Consider the following 23498-nt stretch of genomic DNA (forward strand, 5'->3'; position numbering starts at 1 on the left):
GTCTGTGCTACATAAAAAAGCACTTGGACAGCAAAACCACCCAAGTGCCTTGATACTACTATATGCTGCGTTTTAATTAATTACTTTGCTAAAGACTTAGAACCGTCAGCATGCCATTTAAACACATCGAACACGAACTCCGTTAAGTCACCCTGCTCGTTCCAGCTAATATCACCTAATACAGTAGATACCTTGTTGGCGTGTAACCAATCAGCGACTTTCTCAGGATCAGTGGATTTAGTTTCTTCGATACCCTTAAGAATAGCTTGGGTAGCCGCATAAGCAGTCAACTGGAAAGCGCCAGAAGGATTACGGTTTTTGGCTTTGAAAGCCTCAACAATCTCAGCGTTTTCAGGGCGAGCCGAGTAGTCTGCTGGTAAGGTTAAGAGCATACCCTCAACCGCATCACCGGCGATCGCATTTACGTCAGGGTTACCTACACCCTCAGGACCCATAAACGGTGCCTCAAAGCCAAGCTCTTTGGCCTGACGAAGTAATAAACCCATCTCAGGATGATAACCACCGAAATACACAAAATCAACGTCATTTGAACGCATACTGGTTAAGATTGCAGAGTAATCAGACTCACCGGCATTAATACCCTCAAACATCACCACATTAATGCCTGCATTTTTTGCTTCATCACGCACAGAAGCGGCAATACCCTGACCATAAGACTGCTTATCGTGCAATACCGCTAAACGCTGAGGCTTAGCAACATTGATGATGTATTCGGCCGCCGCAGGACCCTGTTGGTCATCACGACCGATGGAACGGAAAATAAAGTGGAAATTCTTGTCATCGGTAATCACTGGACCCGTACCGGATGGTGTAATTGTAACCACGCCCTGCTCATCTAAAATGCTCGCCGCAGCAACGGTGGCACCGGTACACACTGGACCAACCACAAAACCAATTTTTTGGTTGATGATGTTATTCGCTGCGATTGGACCTTGTTTAGGCTCACATGCGTCATCTACCCGCACGATTTCGAAAGTATTACCATTAATACCGCCAGCATCATTCACTGCCTCAATCGCAGTATTCATACCCTCAAGTACCATATCACCATATTGCGTCAAAGGACCAGTGATAGGACCTACAAAGCCGATTTTGACCACTTCAGCATGAGCGGAAGCGGCCAAACCGAATGATAAAGCGGTCGCTGCAAAAAGTGCTGATAAACGGAAAGGTTTCTTCATAATATGTCGTCCTCCAACAAAACTACTTAAGATCTAAACTATAGATTATTAAAATAACTTGTAGCATAACGACAAATTAGAAAAAATGCAGTCAGTAATTACCATTAAAGGCTACGCTTAATTCCCTGAGCCAGTCCACAGCGTCGTAAAGTCCTGATAGTTTGGACGCTCTTTTTGAGGAATCCCCATTTTGGGGGTACCAATCGCAATAAAGCCCATAAAGCGATAGTCCAAGGGATCAAAACCAATCGCTGTCTGAAAATCCTCGATATAGGTCGCAATACCCGTACTCCAAAAGGCGCCATAGCCTAGGAAATGACACGCATTAAGAATTTGTGTCATGGCCGCCCCTGTCGCCAATAATTGCTCCGTTTCGTCGATTTTCTCAATGACTTGATGATTAATTTGGGCCGCAACGGCAATGATCAAAGGCACATCAGCAAGCCAAGCTTTACTTGAAGCTAATTTCTCTTCAGTAAAAGGCATCGCTGAGGCTTGACGATGCTTAAAAGAAAGCTCTGCAAACTGCTGCACCACTTCCTCACCGCGAATCACTTTAAAACGCCACGGACGCAAGGCCCCATGATCAGGGGCCGTCATGGCGGCCTGCAGGATCGTCGCCAGTTCCTCGTCCGAAGGGCCCGGCGCCTGCACTAACTTCATCGAATTGCGCTTAAGTAGCAAATCAATGGCTGCTTTCTGATCGACCATCTTAATCTCCCTATCAAATTAAACACAGGCCGTGCTTCTAAGTAACGCCTTCATATCGCGCACGGCCTTTTCCCACCCATCAAAAATGGCTTGAGCAACAATGGCGTGACCAATATTTAATTCATTAAAACCACCCAAGGCAACGATATTCTGCACATTGCTATAGTGTAAGCCATGACCGGCATTTACCTTAAGACCCAAGCCCAGACCTGCTACCATTCCCAGACGTACACGCTCTAATTCCTTGGCAACGATCTCATCCTTAGCCGCCGCCTGCGCACTCTCGGCAGGAATTTCCGTGGCTTGTGAATAATTGCCGGTATGAATTTCAATCACAGTCGCACCAGTACGGGCCGCCGCTTCAATTTGGCGCTCCTCTGGATCGATAAAGAGTGACACACGAATACCGGCATCCTGTAGGCGTGCAACCGCATGCTTTACCTCATCAAAACGAGTCACCACATCCAAGCCACCCTCAGTGGTTAACTCCTCTGCTCGTTCAGGCACTAAGCACACATCATGCGGCCTTACGTCAAGCGCAATATCCAACATCTCATCGGTAATAGCACATTCTAAATTCATGCGCGTACGCAGTAATGGACGCATTTTATATAAATCCGCATCTTGAATATGACGACGGTCAAAGCGCAAATGCAGCGTAATGGCATCGGCGCCAGCCTCTTCGGCTAATAAGGCTGCTCGAATCGGATCGGGATAAGCGACATTGCGCTGTTGACGAAGTGTCGCAACGTGATCAATATTAACACCTAAATCCATGAAGACTCCACAATAGTTATAACCACTCAAAGGCTAAATCCAAACACATGCTTGGATTTAGCCAGTTATTTTAGACATTAAAAACGCACTTTTTTTAATGCGCCGGCTTTTACTCAGCCTCAGCCGTCGGCACTGCTAAGCTAGTAACCGTAGTAGCAGTCCAACCACCACCCAAGGCCTTATATAGCTCTAAACGATTCATCAATGAAGCCAAACCAAGCTGTAAAAAGTTCTGTTGCGTATTAAATAGCGTAATTTGCGCTTGTTGCACCTGTAAAAAGCTATCCACACCGGCTTGGTAGCGTTGCTCAGATAAATTCAGACTCTGATAAGCTGCCGCTTGCTGCTCTCGCAAGGCATCCAACTGCTCTTTATAAGTGGCTTCACCTGCTAGTGCATCAGAGACCTCACGAAAGGCGTTTTGAATGGCTTTTTCATAATTGAGAATGGCAATTTCTTTGCGCACCTCGGCTAAGTTTAAATTATTGCGTAATGCGCCAGCGGTGAAAATGGGTAAATTAATACTCGGATTAAATGACCAAGTCTCAGTTTGGCGATCAAACAGCCCACTTAGCTGCGGACTAATGGTGCCTAATAAACCGGTTAAGGAAATGCTAGGAAAAAACGCTGCCCGTGCTGCACCAATTTGAGCATTCGCTGCTTTTAGGTGATGCTCGGCGGCAATAATATCAGGACGTCTTATTAAGAGAGTGGAAGACACGCCTGCCGGAATCTCAGCAATTAAATTATCCGCAGCAAAAGGCACCGCTGCCGGTAGGCCAGCTGGCTGCGGCTGTCCAATCAAGAGATCGAGGGCATTTGACGCCACTTGCACCTGACGATTAGCAGCGGCTAGGGCAGCTTTGGCAGCTTGCAAGGTAGTGAGCGCCTGATTTCTTTCTAAACCAGAAGCCACCCCTGCCTTAAAGCGACGATTCACCAAATCATAACTCGCTTGATAGGCATCAATGGTACGACGCGCTAGATCCTGCTGACTTTGCGCAGTGCGCCAAGTAAAATAGGTAGAGGCAACTTGAGAAATCAGACTCAACTGCACATTTTTTCTCGCCTCATCAGTCGCTAAATACTGCTCAAAGGCCGACTCACTTAAACTACGCTTTCTACCCCAAAAATCCAGCTCAAAGGCGGTGATTCCCAAACCCGCGCTATAGCTACGACTAATACTATCCTGTCCAGGCATACGCATATCTGGGGGCAGACGCTGCGCGCTTTCTTGAGCGGTTGCACCAATGTGCGGCAGCAAGTCACTACGCTGAACACCATACAGCGCACGCGCCTCCTCAACCCGTTGAATCGCAATCAACATATCACGATTATTTGCCAGCGCCAATTCAATCAATGCCCGCAAACGAGGCTCACGGATGACTTCTTGCCAGCCCAGATCGGCACCACTAAGCATACCAGCCGGCAGCGCCGCCGAGGCGCCAGGATACGCTGATGGAACGGGTGCCTGCGGTTGCTCATACTTAGGATTCAATGAGCAAGCTGCCAACATCAGACTGACACTGAGTATTGATAATTTTTTCACAAACTATTCCTCACGCGTTTGATTCGTGTCATCACCAGGCTTAGCACCATCACTCTTTGAATGATTAGTATCGTCGGATCCGACACGATAAGGATCTAACTCAGGATAGGCCTCGGAGTAAATAAAATCTTTTTCCTCGCGACTCTGCATCTCGCTTTGCTGCTCAACCACTTGCGCACCTAAAAGCTTAGGTTTAGTTTTAAAGATCTTCAAGACCACCGAGAAGAAAATCGGTACCATGAAAATCGAGAACACAGTCGCAGCAATCATACCACCCACAACCCCAGTACCTAAGGTTCTTTGACCTGCAGCACCGGCACCTGTTGCGATCATTAATGGGGTCACACCTAAAATAAAGGCAAATGAGGTCATCAAAATCGGTCGCAAACGTAGACGAGCGGCACGCACTGTTGACTCAAATAACGGTTGACCCGTAGCCACGGCATCCTTAGCAAACTCAACAATTAGAATGGCGTTTTTCGTTGCTAAACCAATCACCGTCACTACCCCAACTTGGAAGTAAATATCATTGGACAGGTTAAAGAGATACGCAAACGCAACCGAGCCCAACAAACCTAAGGGCACAATCATCACCGCCGATAGTGGGATACTCCAACTCTCATAAAGCGCAGCCAGCACCAAGAATACCACGAACAGCGACAGTATCATCAAAATCGAGCCTTGGTTACCCGCCTCAATCTCTTGATACGATAAACCAGTCCATTCAAAACCGATATCGGCCGAAAGATTATCCCTAATCAGACGCTCCATCTCTGCCATGGCCTCACCATTCGCCACACCAGGCGCTGCGGAACCACTGATATTAACCGCAAAATAGCTGTTATAGCGTTGTACTAAGCTTTGTGCCAGGCTCCAGCGCACCTCAATAAAGTTGGATAATTCCACTAAATCACCTGTGGCATTACGCACTTTTAGACGTAATAAATCATCCGGTGAACGGCGATAAGGATTATCTGCCTGTACCCAAATATCCTGCATCCGACCCATATTTGGGAACTTACCTAAATAGGCACCACCGAGCGAAGAGGAGAGTACTTGCGCCAAATCCGGGAAGCTAACCCCATAAGTCATTGCTTTAGCGCGATCAATCTTAATCTCCAAGGATGGACCAGCACCTAGGCTAGCAATACGCACACTATTAAGTTTAGGGTTCTGTGAAGCCAAAGCAACTAATTGATCGGCCTGAGCGCGTAGCTCATTAACACCTAAGGTCCCACGGTCTTGTAAATACATATCAAAACCTGAGGCATTACCTAAAGAAGGAATCGGTGGCGGCATCACACTAAACATCGTGGCATCAGGCACCCCGAATAATAAGGCACCGGTGGCGCGACCAGCAATTTCCTGCGCTGTTGCGGTACGATCCTTAAAGTCCTTAAGCGGAGTAAAGATAATACCGGCATTAATCCCTGTACCATTAAAACTAAAACCACGAATGGATACCACGTGCTCCACCGCCTCTTCTTTTTCAAAAAATGCACGCGCCTGGTCAAGCACCGCTTCTGTACGCTCTGCCGTCGAACCCGAAGCTAACTCCACGTTCGTAATAACCACCCCTTGATCCTCATCCGGCATAAAGGAGCCTGGCATCCGCACAAAAAACCATAAGGCACCGATGGTTAAAGCCAGATAAATAAACATCATCCGACCACCACGTTTAACTAGCTTGGCAACCCACGAGGTATAACCCTCAGTCATGCGATCGAAATTACGGTTAAACCAACCAAAGAAACCGCGACGCTCATGCGCACCAACGGTAACCGGTTTCAGGAAAGTGGCGCAAAGTGCCGGCGTAAAGGTCAAGGCAAAAAAGCCTGAGAACGCAATAGACACCGCCATAGCCACAGCAAACTGGCGGTAAATCACACCCGAGGAGCCGCTCATAAAGGCCAATGGGAAGAACACGGTCACCAACACCAGCGTAATACCGACAATCGCTCCACCAATTTGTGGCATGGCTTTAATGGTGGCTTGGAGCGGCGGAATCCGCTCTTCCATCATGATCCGCTCCACGTTTTCCACTACCACAATGGCATCATCCACCAGAATACCAATGGAAAGTACCATTGCGAACATGGTCATGGTATTAACCGACATACCGACCATCCAGAGGATCGCGAGCGTACCCAATAAGGCAATAGGCACGACTAGCGCAGGAATCACGGTATAACGGACATTTTGTAAAAACAAAAACATCACAACAAATACCAACACCACCGCTTCAAGCAAGGTATGCACTACCTTCAGAATGGATTCCTTAACATAGGGCGCCGTATCATAAGGAATGGCATAGCTGATACCATCTGGGAAATACTGTGACAGTGACTCCATCTCTGCGCGCACCAATGCAGCAGTTTCCAAGGCATTGGCACCGGCCGCCAGATTGATGGCAAAGGTAGCAACTGGTCTACCGTCCAATTTACCATTAAAGCTATAGGAGCTTAAACCGACTTCAACCCGAGCCACGTCCTGAACTCTGACTAATGAGCCATCAGCATTGGCACGTAAAACTACGTTTTTAAATTCGTCGATATTCGTCAATTCACCATTAACTGAGGTAATGGCTGTTGTCATCAAGTCAGCATCAGTCGGTGGACCACCTAAAATACCTGCTGCGACGGGGATATTTTGTGAGCGCAAGGCGGCCGTTACATCCGTCATGGTTAAACCATAGCCACTCAACTTCTCAGGATCGACCCAGATACGCATTGCCCGCGGTGCGGAGAAAAGCTGAAAATTACCCACCCCATCCAAACGGGAAATACTGTTTTTAACGTTACGAGTGATGTAGTCAGCCACACTTGCCGCATCAATATCCGGATTATCCGAATACATTGATACAATCATCAAGAAACTGGTTAAGCCCTTAGAGTAGCGTACTCCCTGCTCCAACACGGCTTGCGGCAAGGAGGATTGAATATTAGAAACGCGGTTTTGTACGTCCACCTGCGCTAAATCCTGATCGGTCCCTGGCTCGAAGGTGACGACAATACTGGCACGACCACTCGCATCAGCGGTTGAAGAATAATACAGTAGCCCATCGGCACCATTGAGCTCATCTTCAATCAAACTGACCACCGAACGTGACACCTCCTCGGCAGAAGCGCCAGGATAGGTTGCACTAATGGTAATGGCGGGCGGTGCCACATCAGGATACTGCTCCACCGACATATTTGGGATCGCCAGCAAACCAGCAAAGGAGATAAGAATAGCCAGCACCCAGGCAAAAATCGGGCGATGAATAAAGAAATTAGACATTAATCAAGCTCCTACTGCGCTACTGCAGCCGCTTCAGTATCGGCACCCTGTTCAGACTGCTCGGCAGGGGCCTGACTTGCCGCTGTTTCAGCCGGTTGAGCCTGCTGCTCTTGTTGAGCTTGTTGGGCAGCGCCTTTAAGCTGTGGTCTTACCGTTTGACCAGTACGGATCTTAGTAAAGCCTTCCGTAATTACCTTATCACCGACCTTGACACCGCTTAATACTAGGGTACGCCCGCCAAACTCCTGACCTAATACCACTGGGCTGTCACGTACCACATTTTCCTCATCAACCAACATCACTTTACTACCGCCTTCAGAGGTACGCTGAATGGCTTGATTAGGGACAAAAATCGCATCATCTACCGAAGCCCGCGCTAAACGCACTTGCAAATACATCCCTGGTAAAAGGTAATGATCAGGGTTTGGAAAGGTGGCGCGCAACTGAACCTGACCCGTGCCGGGATTGACCTGCACGCCGGTAAATAAGAGCTGACCCTTGTTTGGATAGAGGCTGCCGTCATCCATCACCAACTCAACTTCAGCCACCCCGTCGCCTAGGGTTTTGAGCTTACCCTCACTTAGATCGCGACGTAATTGGCTCAGCTCATTAACGGTCTGATTAAAATCGACATACACCTTATCAAGCTGCTGTACGATAGCTAATGGACTGCCGCTGCTCTCACTGACCAATGCCCCTTCCGTCACCAATGCGGGGCCTACAATACCATCGATTGGTGATTCAACCTTGGTATAGCCGAGTTTAATTTCTGCATTATTTAAGGCTGCCTGAGCCTGCTCAACAGAAGCATTAGCCAGACCGGCTTTAGCCATCGCATCATCATATTCCTGGCGGCTAATGGCTGATGAGTTTACTAAACCGCGGTAACGCTTGGCTAAGGCATTCGCACTACGGGCCGTCGCTTGCGCCTGCTTTAAGCTCGCCGCTGCTTGATTATAAGCCGCCTGATAAGGTTTAGGATCGATCTTAAATAGCAGTTGCCCCGCACTCACGCGGCCACCCTGTTCAAACTCAATGGATTCAATATTACCGGTAACACGTGCCAAAATCTGCGCATCTTTCAGTGCATTGACTCGAGCCGGCAAGGTAGTATAAACCTTAGTAGATTCAGTTTTAGCCTCAACCACACTAACAGCCATGGGCGGCGGTGCTTGCTGCTCTGAAGCATCCTCTGAGCAGGCGCTCAACGTCAAAAATGCAGTGTAGCTTAATGCCACCATAAGGCCACGTGTGGCAGCTTGATTTATCTTCATGAATGACCTATTTACTTATCTATATGCTCTCAACTCGGCGCTAGCCAATAGCTCACCGAGTAGCAGTCTGGAAAGAATAATTAAACAATGAGATGGGGTGTATTCGGAGCGCCGAAGCTAATCATTGATTAGCTCCTAACAACCACGCACTCACCACAGTTACAACTATTTTATGAGAATTATGTGCTTCGACACCGAATTACTCATGTAAAAAAGCAAAAAAACATTATATCGCAAATCTAATTGCCTAGGCAATCATTTTTGTATTTTTTAAGCTTATCGAATATCATTCTCAACCATAAATAAAACAAAAGCCCTAAAGCACGCAATCACTTTAGGCCAATTGACATAAACGAACTTACTCGCTTAATCGAGTAACAAGGCATCGTCTTCGACCACCTCACCTCGCACCTTTTCAAACATTTCCAATAAGTCGCTCACATTCATTTGGGCGCGCTTTTCACCACTCACATCCAACACAACTTTACCCTGATGCAACATCACCGTACGATCACCATGCTCCAAGGCCTGCTTCATACTATGGGTTACCATCATCGTGGTTAGCCCCTGCTCTTCGACAATCTTCTCGGTCAAGCCCAGAATAAAAGCGGCCGTACGCGGATCGAGGGCAGCGGTATGCTCATCCAATAACAAAATCCGACTAGGCTGCAAGGTCGCCATTAATAAACTAATGGCCTGACGCTGTCCGCCAGACAATAAACCGATACGATCACTTAAACGATGCTCCAGTCCTAATCCTAAAATGGCCAAGCGCTCTTGGAAAAACTCACGCATTGCTGGCTTAATGGCCGCTCTTAAGCCCCGTTTTTGACCTCGGCTGTAGGCTAGCGCCAAATTCTCCTCAATCGTCAAATCCTCACAGGTACCCGCCATCGGATCCTGAAACACTCGTGCCACCTGCTTGGCCCGGTCCCATACGGGCAAACGAGTCACATCCTTTTGATTAACTAAGATTTGCCCTTTATCCACCCGCAGCTCACCAGCCACTGCATTTAATAAGGTACTTTTACCTGCACCATTTGAACCGATCACCGAGACAAATTCACCCTCGGCAATCGCAAGCGAGGCACCGCGTAAGGCTTTAGTTTCAATTGGCGTGTTTGGATTAAACGTAATATGAATATTTTTAATATCAAGCATCACGCACTCACTTTTTGAGCAATAGTTTTTTAAGTTTAGGCAAAATCAACGCAATGGTAACTAACAAGGCCGTCACTAAATTCAAGTCTTGCGCTTTTAAGCCGATGACATCACTATTTAGGGCAAAGGCGATAAAGAATCGATAAACAATCGCACCAAAAATCACCGATAGCAACACAAACAAAAAACGACGCGCGTGAATCACGCTCTGACCTAAAATAACCGCCGCTAAACCAATCACGATGGTACCGATACCCATTGAAATATCCGACCCACCCTGGGATTGTGCAAATAAGGCACCCGCCAACGCAACCATGGCATTAGACAACGCCATACCGCCGATAATGGAGCGGTCAGTTGCAACGCCCTGTGAACGCGCCATCCGCAAATTAGCACCCGTAGCCCGCATGGCCAAACCAGAACGAGTGGAGAAATATAGATTTAAGAATAACAAAACGCTAATTAAAATCAAGGTCAACAAAATAGGACGCCATAGATAATCACTGATTGCGGCTGGCACGGTGCTAGTAAACACAGTCTCATCAAAAATCAATGGAATATTCGGTCCACCCATAATGCGCAAATTAATCGAATAAAGTGCCGTCATCATCAAAATACTGGCGAGCAAATCCATAATGCCCAACTTGGTATTTAACCAACCGGTAATGGAACCGGCCACGGCACCCGCCAAGGCCGCACAAAGCGACACCATAAAAGGCTCATAGCCTTGACTAATCATCAAGGCAGCAACCGCACCACCCGTAGCAAAGGTACCATCAACCGTTAAATCAGGGAAACGCAGAATTCTGAACGAAATAAAAACGCCCAGAGCAACAAGGCTATAAATTAAACCTAGCTCTAAAGCGCCTAATGAAGCTAATAAGGACATGGCTAAAAAACCTAATCAGGCAATTCCGAAGTCATATAAAAATAAGCGCTAAGTAATCAATGACTGCCATCGAGACAATATTGATTCACTTAGCGCATAAATTATAACCAATTGTAAATTACTCGATCACTTTCTCAGCAGATTTTAGTAATTCATCACTCAACTTAACGCCGATTTGATCAGCCATTTTTTTATTTAAATGAATCGCAAGCTCATTTGAGGTTTCCCAACTGATATCACCTGGCTTTTCACCATTTAAGATACGCGCCACCATATGACCAGTTTGTACACCCAACTGCTTATAATTCAGACCTAAAGCTGCAATCGCACCGCGCGGTACGCTATCGGTATCCGATGCAATTAACGGTATTTTTGAATCTAAAGAAACCTTGGTCAAGGATTCATAAGTGGCTATCACGTTATTATCCGTGGTGGAGAAAATCAGATCTGCCTTGGATACTAAGCTACGCGCTGCTGAGCCAACATCTACCGTACGTGGGGCGGAAGCTTCAACCAAGCTCAGGCCATGCTGAGGCATCAATTCCTTTAAGCGATCAACCACAATTTTAGAGTTAACCTCACCAGGGTTATACACCATACCTACGCGTTTAGCCTCAGGCAGGGCCTTTTTGATCAACTCAATCGAAGACTCCAACGGTAATTCATCCGACATACCAGTCACATTGGTGCCGGAGGGTCCGCGCTCCTTAACCAACTGGGCCGCAATCGGATCCGTGATCGCACCGAACACGACTGGAATGCTCTTGGTAGCTGCCACTACCGCCTGCGCAGAAGGTGTGCCAATCGCCACAATCACGTCTGGGTTTTCACCTACGTATTGACGAGCAATTTGAGCCGCTGTGCCGGTATTACCCTGAGCAGTCTGGAACTTAACACGGAGATTATCGCCCTCTTTAAAGCCCTCAGCACCTAAGCCCTCGACCACACCGTCCTTAAACGCATCTAGGGCCGGATGCTCAACGATGGAGGTAATGGCAACGAACTTATCCTTGGCCATCACTGCTGTGGGTGCAGCTAATCCCAAACCTAAACTAAGACCTAATACCAGACCTAGGTGCTTTTTATTAAAACGACTCATTAATGCCTCTCCTTTTATGAGAATATTCAAGAAATACTAAATAATAATTTTATTATCGCGAATCACAAAATGATTTGCAGGCTCTTGTAACAAACTATCTAAAAACTCCGCACCCGGCAAACCGTAAATCAGCTGCATATGTTGTGCCCTCAGCGCTAGCTCCTCACGACGATAGACCCTGTTCGCCCCCTTAAAGGCTAGCACCACGCGATTACCATCCACCGTTTCGGGAAACATCATCACACGCCCATCAAAGGCAGCACGAATATTAGCCAAATTCTTAGGGAAACTTGGATGATGCCCAAAAAGATTAAAACTCGCAATCCCGTCTTTCCCTAAGATATTGGCGCAACCCTTATAAAACTTTTTGGAGCTACAAACTGGTCCCTCGGCTGTGTAATCATAGAGATCCACCATTAAAAAACGATATTGCCCCTGCACTGAGGTCTCATGCACCCACTTTTCTGCATTCGCCTCCACGATCTGACAGCGTTCATCTGTTGCCACGTGAAAATGGTCCTCCACACACATAATCACCAGTTCATTCCACTCCACCGCCAACACGGGTGAGTTCGTATGCTTTTGTAAAAAGCGAAAATGACTCCCCGCCCCCAAGCCCAACAAAGCAATCGCTGACTCACTATCGGCCGCTTCAAACAGCAGCCAAGCGCACATTTGCTGCGTATATAAAAACACCAATGAGTTCGGATCTGACAACGACATCGCCCCTTGCGCCCAAGGACTGTCAAAATGCAAATACAGCACATCACCTTGTTCAACCATCATGGGTACATCAAATTCAGGATCGGGAGCATGCTTAGTGCGCATTAATTACCCCTAAAAATCGATTAAAAATAACTCTATCTTAGTGAAGTTTGGGAGTAATTTGCGCTGTTATGACGACAAATAGCAAAATTGCTGCCTTGATTGTTAATATAGAGAGTCTTTGAATTTAAGTTAAAAAAACGATGATTGCCACTTGGAATGTCAATTCTTTAAAAATACGTCTACCCCAAGTTATTGACTGGTTAAAAGCAAACCCTATCGATATCTTGTGTTTACAGGAATTAAAACAGGATAATGAGTTCTTTGACTTAGCCGCTTTTGAGGAGATAGGCTATCAGGCCTGTTGGTCAGGTCAAAAAACCTATAACGGGGTAGCGATTATCAGTCGCCATAAAGGCCATGATGTTGTGCGCAACAACCCCTATTATGAAGATACTCAGCAACGCTTAATTGCTGCCACCTTTGATTCGGCGCAGGGTCCAATCCGTATTATCAATGTCTATTGCCCTAATGGTAGCGCCGTCGGTAGCGATAAATATGAGTATAAACTCGCTTGGTTTGAGCAACTGCACCGCTTCCTCGAGGAGGAAATGGCTAGCTATCAACAACTCCTCATTACCGGCGACTTTAATATTGCTCCCGAAGATCGGGATGTACACGATGGCTACAAAGGTGACATCTTAATTTCAGCACCAGAGCGTGCTGCCTTACAAAAGCTGATGGACTTAGGCCTGAATGATGCCTTTAGGCTATTTGAACAAGAGGAAAAAAGCTTTTCCTGGTGGGATTATCGCATGATGGGCTTTAGACGCAATGCCGGTCTACGTATTGATCATATTCTGATTAGCGATGCCCTCAAAGCGCTCTGCAAGGCCTGCTGGATTGACAAGGAGCCGCGTCGTTTAGAACGTCCCTCCGATCACGCCCCAGTGGTCGCAGATATTCAATGGCAGCTAATTAAATAGCTAGTTACCACGCTGAAGCCCTTAAGACTCAACGTAGCTGAGCTTAAGGGCGACATTGGGCATATTGGGCACCATAACGCTCACTTCTGTCTTGTACTATACGCGCCACTCGCAATAACCAGCCTTTATTTTTATAAGTGCCACGTCTATAACCGCCCCACCCCTCATGATAATTTAGATAAAGCGCATAAGGGTCCCATTTAGAAACGCCATTCAGTTGCTGGGCTTTATCAGCATACCAACCAATAAAGTCCAAGGCGTCGCTCATATTAGAGCGGCTAGCAAAGGCACTATTTTCACGCTTATAATCGCCCCACACCTCATCTTTAGCCTGTGGATAGCCATAAGCGGAACTAGCTCTAGTGCCGGGAATAATACCCAAAAACCACCGTCTAGGAGGTCGTGCATCATGCCTATAACCCGACTCCTGATACACAATCGCCATTAAAATTTGCGGTGGCACACGCCACTTTTGATGACTTTTGATAGCAGCACGATGCCAATCCGGCTTTTCATTAAAAATGGCACAGATATTTTCAGGTTGCGAGGGCGGTGTCTTATTCGTTGCACAGGCTGATAGCAGTAGACAGACACCCACCAACATCAGATACTTAAGTAATACATTATTACTTCTAAATTTAAAGCTTTGTTTTAACATACAGCAATCCCAATGACTAAAGTAGTAATGCGCAATCAAGCTAAGCGGCATCACTGGCTGAAATACAGCTCTGCGCAATCGCTATTTTCAGCATTTTTGTGATTAAATTCCAGCCATCACGCAATTGATGAATAGCATATATAATAAGCTATTCAACGCAAGCAATCCGAGGAGATTTGATGTCTACAGCTAAAGCCAATCTCAGCTTTTTTGTTTTGTTACTGATTCTGGTAACCATTGGCTTTATTGCCACTATTATGCCTTGGTTCGGCTCAATTTTTTGGGCAGTGATTTTTGCCGTTATTTTTTGGCCGCTGCACACCTGGATTCATCGCAAAATGCCACGATTCCGTAACTTAGCGGCATTAATCACGCTCATTTTATGGATTTTTTTGGCACTGATTCCCTTATTACTGATTACTGGCGCCTTGATAAGAGAGATTAATGTCTTCTACGAGTTGGTGCGCGACGGTAAATTTAACATCGTCACCTACTCTAATGCCATTCTTGAGCGTATGCCCTCATGGCTAGATAATGCCTTGGGTTATTTTGAAATCACCGATTTAGCTGATATCCAGACAAAAATACAGGCCTCACTTGCCAACATCAGCCGCACTGCAGCCAACCAAGCCGTCTCTGTTGGGCAGAACACGCTTTGGTTCTTTGCGGCCCTCGGTGTGATGCTGTATGCCATGTTCTTTTTCTTTAGAGATGGGCCAAAATTAGTTGATCGAATTAAATACACCATCCCTTTAACCAACGAATATCGCAATGCCTTATTTGAGCGCTTTACCACGGTAATTAAAGCCACGGTTAAGGGCAATATCTTGGTTGCCATAGTACAGGGGACCTTGGGTGGTATTATTTTTGCCTTTTTAGGGGTGCAGGGGGCGATTCTTTGGGGCGTTATCATGGCTTTCTTATCGCTCTTACCGGCGGTAGGCAGCGCCTTAATCTGGTTCCCGGTGGCTGTCTATTTTCTTGCCAGCGCTGCGATTTTTAAAGGGGTAGTGCTGTTACTCTTTGGCTTTTTTGTGATTGGCTTAACGGATAATGTACTCCGCCCTATCTTAGTAGGTAAGTCCACCAAACTACCAGACTGGTTGATTTTAATTTCTACCTTGGGCGGTTTAAGTGTGTTTGGGATTAATGGCTTTGTGATTGGCCCTCTTCTCACCGCTTTATTTATTGTGTCTTGGCAACTCTTTGCTGAGACCATGATTGAGCATGATGCTAATATGCTCAGGCTCAAGAAAACAGAGGCTTTAGAAAAGCTTAAAGGCCCTAAAGCCACTGGCAAATAGCTTCTTAGTGTCGCTTTTTTGCAGCAATTGTAGGGGCAAATTGCTTACAATAACAAAAGCGAGAAAAACACTTGACGTGGTAGCGTTTATCCCCTATAATTTAATGCTTAGTTAGTCGAATACGTGATGATATCTCAAATCACACTAACTACTCAACTAAGTGCGAGCGTGGCGGAATTGGTAGACGCACTGGATTTAGGTTCCAGCGCCGTGAGGTGTGAGAGTTCAAGTCTCTCCGCTCGCACCACAAAAAGCATGAATCATGCACCTCTTAAGAGATTGTGAGTAATTTAAAATTACAACGAGCAATCCAAAATTCTTTCATCATCAAGCTTTATACTTCAAGTATCGGCCAATTTCGGCATCTGTGAAACGACATTCTGAGTAGCTTTCTCTAACCTGTGCTTCGCTTTCAGCGAAAGTAACTGTTTTTTATCTTCTAGCATAATGACGGGCTTGATTAAAGTAGCTAATTAGCAGCTACAAATTAGGTTAAACCTAAAATGATCGGACAACGAGTGTGACATAGGGGCTACATAACTAATTATCACTCCATAACTAAAGCGCCAAGTCATTGGCCACCATTACACCCTGCTTTTCACTAATCACTCCATTCATTCGCCACTCAGGATTGATAGCTGTGATTTTGCATTGCAAAAATCAAACTTCCTTTCAGTCCTAGGCTCCGCTCTTTGATGCTAAAATAGCTTTTTTTCAAATGTACTAAATTCGACTAGGCGCCTTATCTGCAGAGGTATTTTTTACGATGAGCACCAAAAGCTATAAAGAACTTAAAACAATTCGTGACTTAATTCGCTATGCCGTATCATCTTTTAATCAAGCAGACTTAAGCTTCGGTCATGGTAATGACAATGCCTGGGATGAAGCGGTTTATTTGGTGCTAGAGCGCTTGAATTTACCACTGGATCAATTGGAGCCCTATATTGATGCGCGCATACTTGAAAGTGAAAAAAAATTAATATTAGACCTGATTCATCAGCGCGTCACCACCCGCATGCCCTTAGCGCATCTTACCGGTGTAGCTTGGCTGCAAGGACATCGCTTTTTAACCGATAAGCGCGTGATCGTCCCCCGTTCCCCGATTGCCGAGCTGATTGTACAAGATGAGTTAGCACCATGGGTAGAAGACGTTGAAAAGCCCATGAGCATGCTGGATATGTGCACCGGCTCAGCTTGTTTAGCCATCTTACTAGCACTGACTTTCCCTAATAGTACAGTCGATGCGGCTGATATTTCCGAATATGCGATTTTATTAGCGCAGCGCAACGTAAACATGTACAAACTCGAGGATCGAGTGCGTATTATTGAAAGTGATTTATTTAAATCACTCGATAGTAATCATAAGTACGATGTGATTATCTGCAACCCGCCCTATGTGACAACACAAAGCATGCGTAGATTACCGGATGAGTATCGACATGAGCCGGTATTGGCACTGCATGGGGGCGATGATGGCATGGATGTGGTGCGTAAATTCCTCAAGCAAGCCCCTAAATACTTAAATGAAGATGGCTTTGTGGTCTTAGAAATCGGCTTTAATATGGAGCATTTTTATCGTGCCTTCCCGCAGTTAGAGCCTATCTTTTTAGAAACTGAATTTGACCCAAGTATTATCTTAATGTTAACTAAAACTGAGTTACTCAAGTTAAGCGATAGTACTAAATAGTATTGATAACACTTACCTTATTCAAGCCTCGGCACCGACCGAGGCTTTTGCTTTTACACTCACAGTCTCTGATAAATAAAGCGCTTAAGCGGACACTTCAAAAGTTCAGACTACAGCAAATTTGACTAGCGGATTTTGGGCTGCTGCTTTGATGCTAAAATAAATACCCATCAATTCACTCGCATCTCAAACATCATAAAGGACTTTGCAAAGCAATGATCAAAGCCCAAGGCTTAACCCTTCGTCGTGGCACCAAACTGTTATTAGATGAGGCAGAATTCACTATCAACCCCGGTGAGCGCGTCGGTATTGTCGGTAAAAACGGTGCCGGCAAATCCACCCTGTTCGCCTTAATTCAAGGACATATCGAACAGGATGCAGGCACCTTAACGATCCCACAAGGCTGGGAAATTGCTGCTGTTAGTCAGGACGTGTACGGTCAGGAAAAAATTGCTAGAGACTTTGTCATTGATGGCGACAGCCGTTTACGCGCTTTACAAAAAGCACGAGCCGAGGTGTCAGAAGATGACGGTATGGCCATTGCCGAATTAGAAACCGCCTTAAGCGATGCTGGTCATTGGTCTGCTGAGTCGCGTGCAGAACAGCTGTTAGCAGGTTTAGGCTTTGCACCTGAGACATGGGATAAAGCCGTCAGTGAGTTTTCCGGAGGTTGGCAGGTCAGACTGTCGATTGCTCGTGCGTTGATGAAGCCCTCCGATTTACTACTCTTGGATGAGCCGACCAACCACTTGGACTTAGATGCCATGGCTTGGTTGGAGCAATGGCTTGCCGCCTATCAGGGCACGGTACTGCTAATCTCCCACGATACCGAGTTTTTAAATAATGTGGCGCGTGTTATTTTGCATTTTGAACAGCATAAATTGCAACGCTACCGCGGCAATTATGAGTCCTTTATTGAGCAGCAGGCTGAACGCATGGCTCAGCATGAGCAGGCGTATGAAAAGCAGCAAAAAGAGATTCAACATATGCAGTCTTTTATTGACCGCTTTAAAGCCAAGGCGACAAAGGCCAAACAAGCACAAAGCCGAGTAAAGGCTCTTAATCGCATGCAAAAGCTCGCACCGCTGCAACTAAGCTCAGGGATTAGTTTTAGCCTTCCACAGCCCGAACAAATGCCCGATCCGCTAATTATCATTGATAAAATAGACCTTGGATATGAGCCCACTCAGCCAATTTTAAAAAACGTCAGCATGATGATTAGAGCGGGAGCTCGTATTGGCATGCTAGGGGTCAACGGTGCAGGAAAATCTACTTTTATTAAATCGCTTGTGGGTGAATTAGAACCATTAAGTGGCACCATCAAGACTGCCAAAGGCGTTAATATCGCCTATTTTGCTCAGCAGCAACTGGACATGCTGGACCCACAAGCCACTCCCCTGTTGCATATGATTCGCATTGCTCCCAATGAACGCGAGCAAAGCTTACGCGACTACCTCGGTGGCTTTGGCTTTATTGGTGAGCAAGCCCTCGCTAAGGTCGAACCTTTTTCCGGTGGTGAAAAAGCTCGTTTAGCCCTTGCTCTTCTGGTTTGGAAAAAGCCCAACCTCCTACTACTCGATGAACCGAGCAACCACTTGGATGTTGATATGCGTGAAGCCTTAGCAAGGGCACTAACCCAATTTGAAGGCAGCATCCTACTTGTATCACATGATCGGCACTTACTCCGTAGCACCACTGATGAGTTGATGATCGTCGCCGATGGCAGCATCAGCGAGTTTGATGGCGACTTAGATGATTATCAGCAATGGCTTACGGACAAAAAGGCGACTGAACGCCAAGAATCAACCCTTGCCAAGCAACAAGATCGTTTAGCCACCACAGACGAGATTACACCTCTCGACCGCCGAGCCCGAAGACGCCAAGAAGCTGAAGAAAGACAACGTTTAGGTATTCTCAAAAAGCCGCTGATTCAGGAACTGAAGCAGATTGAAAGCAAACTGGAGAAAGCGTTAGAAAGACTTGAAGAACTGCAAAAGGCTATGAGTGATGAAAACTTCTATAGCGATGAGAATCGAGACAATCGCATAGCGCAATTAAGTGAGCATGGGCAATTGGAAGCGCAGAAAAACCAACTGGAAGAACGCTGGCTCGAACTCACTGAAGCAATCGAACAAATCGATAAAAGCTAACAAAAACACTTCATATTGCATAAAAACACCTTTAATAAAACACGCACTCAAGATGATTTGAAAATTTTTGTTTTACAAACCCAGTAAATATGGTATCGTTCATGTGAATAAAGTATTTAAGATTAAAGGTTAGCAAATCAATCTTTCATCCTTTTATTTTTAGCTGACAGCCGTTTTTCTAAAAAACGTTGTAAAAGCTGATAAATACTAACTAGTGAAAGTCATAATAGCCAAAGTGCTCAACGCTTGGTAAATTAACATGACTTATATTTTTGGAGGAAACCCTTATGTATAAAAAACTTCTACTTACAGCGACATTAGCCGTGTCTTCCATATTTGCCACAGCGCAAGCAGAAAACCCTAAGTTTTTAAGTATGTTAACCGGTGGTACAGGCGGCACCTATTATCCCTTAGGTGGTGCAATCGCTAAGATTATTAGCGACGAAACCGGCATCAAAACCGATGCTTTGTCTTCTAACGCTTCTGCGGATAACATCATTGCTGTAAATAACGGCGAAGCTGAAATCGCTTTCACACAGACTGACGTAGCAGCTTATGCGATTGATGGTGTAAATAACTTTGAAGGTAAGAAAGTCGAAGGCATCCAAGCTCTTGGCTCTCTTTACCCGGAAACCGTTCAAATCGTTACAACGGATAAGTCCGGCATTAAAACAGTCAATGACTTAAAAGGTAAAAAGGTCTCTGTGGGTGCGCCGGGTTCCGGTACCTATGTGAGTGCAGAGCAAATTCTTGAGGTTTACGGCCTAAACATGAATGATATCCGAGCACAGCACTTAGATTTCGGTGAGTCTGTGGGTGGTATTCAAGATGGCAATATTGATGCAGCCTTTATTACTGCAGGTACACCAACCGGTGCCGTTGAGCAATTAACAGCCACTGCAAAAGTCAATGTACTACCTATCGACGGCGAAGAAGCTAAGAAGCTTATCGATAAGTACCCTTTCTATGGTGTTAATACGATCAAACAAGGTACTTATGGTCTAGCCAACGACGTTAACACTGTTGCCGTGTTAGCGATGTTAGTAGTAAAAAAAGATCTTCCTGAAGATGCTGTCTACAACATCACTAAAGCAATTTATGAAAACGTAGATAAAATTTCACATGCTAAAGCAAAAGAAATTTCTTTAAACAAAGCATTAGATGGTGTTGGTTTCGACTTACATCCCGGTGCTAAAAAGTATTATGAAGAAAAAGGTTTAGAAGTTAAATAATAAAACATCTATTCCAATTAAAAAGTCGATAACATTAGTTATCGACTTTTTTAAATACTATGCAACAAATCGTTTTTAGAAAAAAACAAACTTTTATCGGGATAGTAATTATCCTACTTGTTATTTTTACTGCATTAGTAATAATAAGAGCATTATCTCACCAACTCGTCTTAGTTTTTTCAGACCGCAAGACACAAAAAATAGAAGCTCTTTTACCTATTGAACCGGGCAATCGATTCAGTATTATTTTTGTTCATTCGATACACCATAAAGATGTTGTTGAAATATACCGCGTCAATGAACAAAATGAGATTGAACAAACAGACATTATTTTTGAAGAGTTTGGCATAGGCATGCCGTCAAATGCACCACCCGGTGCGCTATTTGTCACTGAAAATGGCAAATACCACATCAAAAACCTAAACTTAATAATGCCTTCTATGATTATCCGAAACGGCAAAACAGTATCTAAGCATCGTCTTTTGTGGTTCGATAAAAATGACAAAGCGCACCAAGTATATTTTAATCAATACTTTAAACCCGGCGCTTGGTTAGAAATCAAGGTTAAAAACTTACCACGTTATTATTTATGGAAGGAGCCATTAATTCATGACTCAAAAGTATCCAAACAAACCCACTGATCCTGATAAGGCACGAGACGTTGACATTGCTGAAGAGAAAGAGTTAACCCCTGAAGAGCATGCAGCGTTATTAGAGAAGTTTGATGTCGAATCACGTACCCGCCACCTAACCGGAATCATGGCAAGTATTGTCTTTGTCGCGTTAATCAGCTTCTCATTATTCCAAATTTACACTGGCGTCTTTGGGCAGTTTACAGCATACATCCAACGTACAGTGCATTTAGGCTTTGCATTATCGCTCATTTTCTTCTTGTTCCCGGCCAAACGCGGGACAGCAAAAAATCACGTCCCTTGGTACGATTTAATTTTAATTTTACTGGCGATTTTGGTTTGTGGCTATTGGCCAATGTACTACGAGACACTCGTTCGACACGTCGGCACCATTACAGGCGCACAGCTTGTGATTGGTTCGCTGGCTATTTTGCTGACACTCGAAGCCACCCGCCGTGCCGTAGGACTGCCTATTGTCATTATTTCAGTTGCGTTCTTGTTATATGCCTACTTCGGTCAATCGATGCCCAGCATGTTTGCCCACCGTGGTCTAACAGAGCACCAATTGGTTAAAGCCATGTTCTTTACCACAGAAGGTATTTTAGGCACCCCGTTACAAGTATCCTCTACCTACATCTTCTTATTCTTACTCTTCGGATCATTTTTAGTGCAGACCGGGGTAGGAAATTACTTTAACGACTTAGCAGTGGCTATTGCAGGTAAGCGAGTTGGTGGACCAGCAAAAGTCGCCGTATTCTCGAGCGCCTTACAAGGTACTATATCAGGTAGTTCGGTCGCTAACGTAGTCACTACAGGTTCCTACACCATACCTATGATGAAAAAGCTTGGGTATAACAAAAACTTTGCAGGTGCAGTCGAGGCTGCAGCGTCTACCGGTGGACAAATTATGCCACCTATTATGGGGGCAGCTGCATTCCTGATGATCGAGTTTGCCGGCGTTCCCTATTGGGATATTGCTAAGGCAGCCACTATTCCGGCCATACTATATTTTTCAGGGATTTGGATCATGACCCACCTCGAGGCAAAACGTACCGGGTTACTTGGACTTCCTGACGATCAGATCCCTAAAATGAAGTTCGTTTTAAAACGCCTGCATTTACTTTTCCCGATCCTTATTATTGTCCTACTGCTTTTTAAAGGCTTTAGTATTGAAAGAACGGCATTGTTAGGGATTGTTTCGGCGATTGTTGTCTCTTTATTCCTCAAAGACACACGCATTACTCTTCCGAAAATCATTGAAGCACTCACCTCCGGAGCCCGTACAGCACTGGGTGTAGCGGCTGCGTGTGCGTGCGCGGGGATCATTGTCGGTGTCGTCACAAAAACAGGCTTGGGCTTAAAAATGGGTAATGGCTTGCTGGATATGGCCGGCGCACTGGCATCCGGCAATTTGCAGCTGCAAATTTTACTCACCCTAATGTTTACGATGGTGACGTCTTTAATTATCGGGATGGGTTCACCCACAACGGCTAACTATATCATTACATCAACCATTGCCTTACCTGCCGTTGTTGCCATTAATCATATATTGCCTGCTAACGAAGCAGTTCCTATTTTAGCGGCGCATATGTTTGTATTTTATTTCGGTATTGTCGCAGATATTACACCACCTGTGGCTTTGGCAGCATTCGCCTCGACAGGGGTTTCAGGCGGTGCTCCTATTCGCACAGCGGTTAACGCGACCAAACTGGCGATTGCGGCATTTATTATTCCGTACATGTTCGTCTTCCAACCACAGCTATTATTAATTGACACTAACTTTGTTGAAGTGATCATCATGTTAATAACAGCGATTACGGGAATGATTGCCATCGGTGCCGGATTAATCGGTTATTGGTTTTTTAAATTGAATCCAATCCTGCGACTTATTTCTTTGGTTACCGGTATTTGCTTAATGTATCCCGGTGGTAATACAGATATTATTGGCGCAATTATCTTTGTGATGCTGGTTGCTTATCAACTGGTACGCATCAAGGCTAATCCGGCACTTAAAAACAGTTAGAAATCATTTAATAACTTAGCTACGCTCTACATAAAATAACCCCCGGAAAATTAACTTTCCGGGGGTTATTTTATGCAGAAAAACGACCGCGTTAAGATCAGACTGAGACTTTTGCATAAA

General features: G+C 45.3%; 18 protein-coding genes and 1 tRNA gene. 8 read left to right on the top strand and 11 right to left on the bottom strand.

Translation table 11 applies throughout. From position 1 onward, the window contains the following. Positions 1-80: 80 nt before the first annotated feature. The 10 genes from A3GA_RS0104495 to A3GA_RS11310 all read right to left on the bottom strand — a co-directional run bounded on the left by A3GA_RS0104495 (position 81) and on the right by A3GA_RS11310 (position 12769). A complete protein-coding gene (locus A3GA_RS0104495) occupies positions 81-1202 on the bottom strand; it encodes a high-affinity branched-chain amino acid ABC transporter substrate-binding protein (protein ID WP_018026199.1) in 1122 nt (373 codons plus the stop codon). Between the two features lie 117 nt (positions 1203-1319). Further along, on the bottom strand, positions 1320-1913 hold the full coding sequence (locus A3GA_RS0104500) for a nitroreductase family protein (RefSeq protein WP_018026200.1): 594 nt from the start codon (positions 1911-1913) through the stop codon (positions 1320-1322). An 18-nt stretch (positions 1914-1931) separates the two neighbouring features. Then, the gene (locus tag A3GA_RS0104505; RefSeq protein WP_018026201.1) at positions 1932-2690 is read right to left on the bottom strand and encodes a pyridoxine 5'-phosphate synthase; all 759 of its coding nucleotides are present in this window, start codon (positions 2688-2690) and stop codon (positions 1932-1934) included. A gap of 109 nt (positions 2691-2799) precedes the next feature. After that, a complete protein-coding gene (locus A3GA_RS0104510) occupies positions 2800-4206 on the bottom strand; it encodes an efflux transporter outer membrane subunit (RefSeq protein WP_018026202.1) in 1407 nt (468 codons plus the stop codon). Positions 4207-4242: 36 nt separating this feature from the next. After that, positions 4243-7518 carry a multidrug efflux RND transporter permease subunit gene (locus tag A3GA_RS0104515; protein ID WP_018026203.1) on the bottom strand — a complete coding sequence of 1092 codons (3276 nt, stop codon included), beginning with the start codon at positions 7516-7518 and terminating at the stop codon, positions 4243-4245. An 11-nt stretch (positions 7519-7529) separates the two neighbouring features. After that, positions 7530-8792, bottom strand: coding sequence for an efflux RND transporter periplasmic adaptor subunit (locus A3GA_RS0104520; RefSeq protein WP_018026204.1), 1263 nt, complete (start codon positions 8790-8792; stop codon positions 7530-7532). A 366-nt stretch (positions 8793-9158) separates the two neighbouring features. Beyond that, complete coding sequence (locus tag A3GA_RS0104525) at positions 9159-9953, bottom strand: ABC transporter ATP-binding protein (protein ID WP_018026205.1); 795 nt, start codon at positions 9951-9953, stop codon at positions 9159-9161. A 7-nt stretch (positions 9954-9960) separates the two neighbouring features. Beyond that, positions 9961-10842 (bottom strand): ABC transporter permease, encoded by an 882-nt coding sequence (locus tag A3GA_RS0104530; protein ID WP_018026206.1) that lies wholly within the window; start codon positions 10840-10842, stop codon positions 9961-9963. A 118-nt stretch (positions 10843-10960) separates the two neighbouring features. After that, the gene (locus A3GA_RS0104535) at positions 10961-11941 is read right to left on the bottom strand and encodes an ABC transporter substrate-binding protein (RefSeq protein ID WP_018026207.1); all 981 of its coding nucleotides are present in this window, start codon (positions 11939-11941) and stop codon (positions 10961-10963) included. Between the two features lie 36 nt (positions 11942-11977). Further along, positions 11978-12769: a class I SAM-dependent methyltransferase gene (locus tag A3GA_RS11310; protein WP_018026208.1), complete on the bottom strand. Its 792-nt coding sequence runs from the start codon at positions 12767-12769 to the stop codon at positions 11978-11980. Between the two features lie 140 nt (positions 12770-12909). Here A3GA_RS11310 and xth point away from each other — a divergent pair, with 140 nt between their 5' ends. After that, positions 12910-13692: an exodeoxyribonuclease III gene (gene xth, locus A3GA_RS0104545; protein WP_018026209.1), complete on the top strand. Its 783-nt coding sequence runs from the start codon at positions 12910-12912 to the stop codon at positions 13690-13692. Between the two features lie 43 nt (positions 13693-13735). Here xth and A3GA_RS0104550 read toward each other — a convergent pair whose 3' ends face one another. Then, a complete protein-coding gene (locus A3GA_RS0104550; RefSeq protein WP_018026210.1) occupies positions 13736-14350 on the bottom strand; it encodes a transglycosylase SLT domain-containing protein in 615 nt (204 codons plus the stop codon). A 179-nt stretch (positions 14351-14529) separates the two neighbouring features. Between A3GA_RS0104550 and A3GA_RS0104555 the strand changes: the two genes are divergently transcribed. The 7 genes from A3GA_RS0104555 to A3GA_RS0104590 all read left to right on the top strand — a co-directional run bounded on the left by A3GA_RS0104555 (position 14530) and on the right by A3GA_RS0104590 (position 23378). Then, on the top strand, positions 14530-15654 hold the full coding sequence (locus A3GA_RS0104555) for an AI-2E family transporter (protein WP_018026211.1): 1125 nt from the start codon (positions 14530-14532) through the stop codon (positions 15652-15654). 162 nt (positions 15655-15816) lie between these two features. Continuing rightward, positions 15817-15901, top strand: a tRNA-Leu gene (locus A3GA_RS0104560). A 519-nt stretch (positions 15902-16420) separates the two neighbouring features. Next, a complete protein-coding gene (prmB, locus tag A3GA_RS0104570) occupies positions 16421-17341 on the top strand; it encodes a 50S ribosomal protein L3 N(5)-glutamine methyltransferase (protein ID WP_018026212.1) in 921 nt (306 codons plus the stop codon). Positions 17342-17556: 215 nt separating this feature from the next. Beyond that, positions 17557-19491 carry a ribosomal protection-like ABC-F family protein gene (abc-f, locus tag A3GA_RS0104575; protein ID WP_018026213.1) on the top strand — a complete coding sequence of 645 codons (1935 nt, stop codon included), beginning with the start codon at positions 17557-17559 and terminating at the stop codon, positions 19489-19491. 287 nt (positions 19492-19778) lie between these two features. Then, positions 19779-20723 carry a TAXI family TRAP transporter solute-binding subunit gene (locus tag A3GA_RS0104580; RefSeq protein ID WP_018026214.1) on the top strand — a complete coding sequence of 315 codons (945 nt, stop codon included), beginning with the start codon at positions 19779-19781 and terminating at the stop codon, positions 20721-20723. 59 nt (positions 20724-20782) lie between these two features. After that, positions 20783-21364, top strand: coding sequence for a DUF1850 domain-containing protein (locus A3GA_RS0104585; protein WP_018026215.1), 582 nt, complete (start codon positions 20783-20785; stop codon positions 21362-21364). After that, the gene (locus A3GA_RS0104590) at positions 21333-23378 is read left to right on the top strand and encodes a TRAP transporter permease (protein ID WP_018026216.1); all 2046 of its coding nucleotides are present in this window, start codon (positions 21333-21335) and stop codon (positions 23376-23378) included. Before A3GA_RS0104585 ends, A3GA_RS0104590 begins: the two co-directional genes overlap by 32 nt. The last annotated feature ends 120 nt before the right edge of the window (positions 23379-23498 follow it).

It is taken from the genome of Oligella urethralis DSM 7531 (assembly GCF_000372065.1).
GTDB lineage: Bacteria > Pseudomonadota > Gammaproteobacteria > Burkholderiales > Burkholderiaceae_B > Oligella > Oligella urethralis.

Excerpts from the sequence above, each read along its gene's own strand:
- A3GA_RS0104585 (WP_018026215.1), top strand. The coding sequence starts at position 20,783 with ATGCAACAAATCGTTTTTAGAAAAAAACAAACTTTTATCGGGATAGTA.
- A3GA_RS0104525 (WP_018026205.1), bottom strand. The coding sequence starts at position 9,953 with ATGCTTGATATTAAAAATATTCATATTACGTTTAATCCAAACACGCCA.
- xth (WP_018026209.1), top strand. The coding sequence starts at position 12,910 with ATGATTGCCACTTGGAATGTCAATTCTTTAAAAATACGTCTACCCCAA.
- abc-f (WP_018026213.1), top strand. The coding sequence starts at position 17,557 with ATGATCAAAGCCCAAGGCTTAACCCTTCGTCGTGGCACCAAACTGTTA.
- A3GA_RS0104500 (WP_018026200.1), bottom strand. The coding sequence starts at position 1,913 with ATGGTCGATCAGAAAGCAGCCATTGATTTGCTACTTAAGCGCAATTCG.
- A3GA_RS0104505 (WP_018026201.1), bottom strand. The coding sequence starts at position 2,690 with ATGGATTTAGGTGTTAATATTGATCACGTTGCGACACTTCGTCAACAG.
- A3GA_RS11310 (WP_018026208.1), bottom strand. The coding sequence starts at position 12,769 with ATGCGCACTAAGCATGCTCCCGATCCTGAATTTGATGTACCCATGATG.
- A3GA_RS0104530 (WP_018026206.1), bottom strand. The coding sequence starts at position 10,842 with ATGTCCTTATTAGCTTCATTAGGCGCTTTAGAGCTAGGTTTAATTTAT.
- A3GA_RS0104515 (WP_018026203.1), bottom strand. The coding sequence starts at position 7,518 with ATGTCTAATTTCTTTATTCATCGCCCGATTTTTGCCTGGGTGCTGGCT.
- A3GA_RS0104580 (WP_018026214.1), top strand. The coding sequence starts at position 19,779 with ATGTATAAAAAACTTCTACTTACAGCGACATTAGCCGTGTCTTCCATA.
- A3GA_RS0104555 (WP_018026211.1), top strand. The coding sequence starts at position 14,530 with ATGTCTACAGCTAAAGCCAATCTCAGCTTTTTTGTTTTGTTACTGATT.
- A3GA_RS0104495 (WP_018026199.1), bottom strand. The coding sequence starts at position 1,202 with ATGAAGAAACCTTTCCGTTTATCAGCACTTTTTGCAGCGACCGCTTTA.
- A3GA_RS0104510 (WP_018026202.1), bottom strand. The coding sequence starts at position 4,206 with ATGTTGGCAGCTTGCTCATTGAATCCTAAGTATGAGCAACCGCAGGCA.
- A3GA_RS0104550 (WP_018026210.1), bottom strand. The coding sequence starts at position 14,350 with ATGTTAAAACAAAGCTTTAAATTTAGAAGTAATAATGTATTACTTAAG.
- A3GA_RS0104535 (WP_018026207.1), bottom strand. The coding sequence starts at position 11,941 with ATGAGTCGTTTTAATAAAAAGCACCTAGGTCTGGTATTAGGTCTTAGT.
- prmB (WP_018026212.1), top strand. The coding sequence starts at position 16,421 with ATGAGCACCAAAAGCTATAAAGAACTTAAAACAATTCGTGACTTAATT.
- A3GA_RS0104590 (WP_018026216.1), top strand. The coding sequence starts at position 21,333 with ATGACTCAAAAGTATCCAAACAAACCCACTGATCCTGATAAGGCACGA.
- A3GA_RS0104520 (WP_018026204.1), bottom strand. The coding sequence starts at position 8,792 with ATGAAGATAAATCAAGCTGCCACACGTGGCCTTATGGTGGCATTAAGC.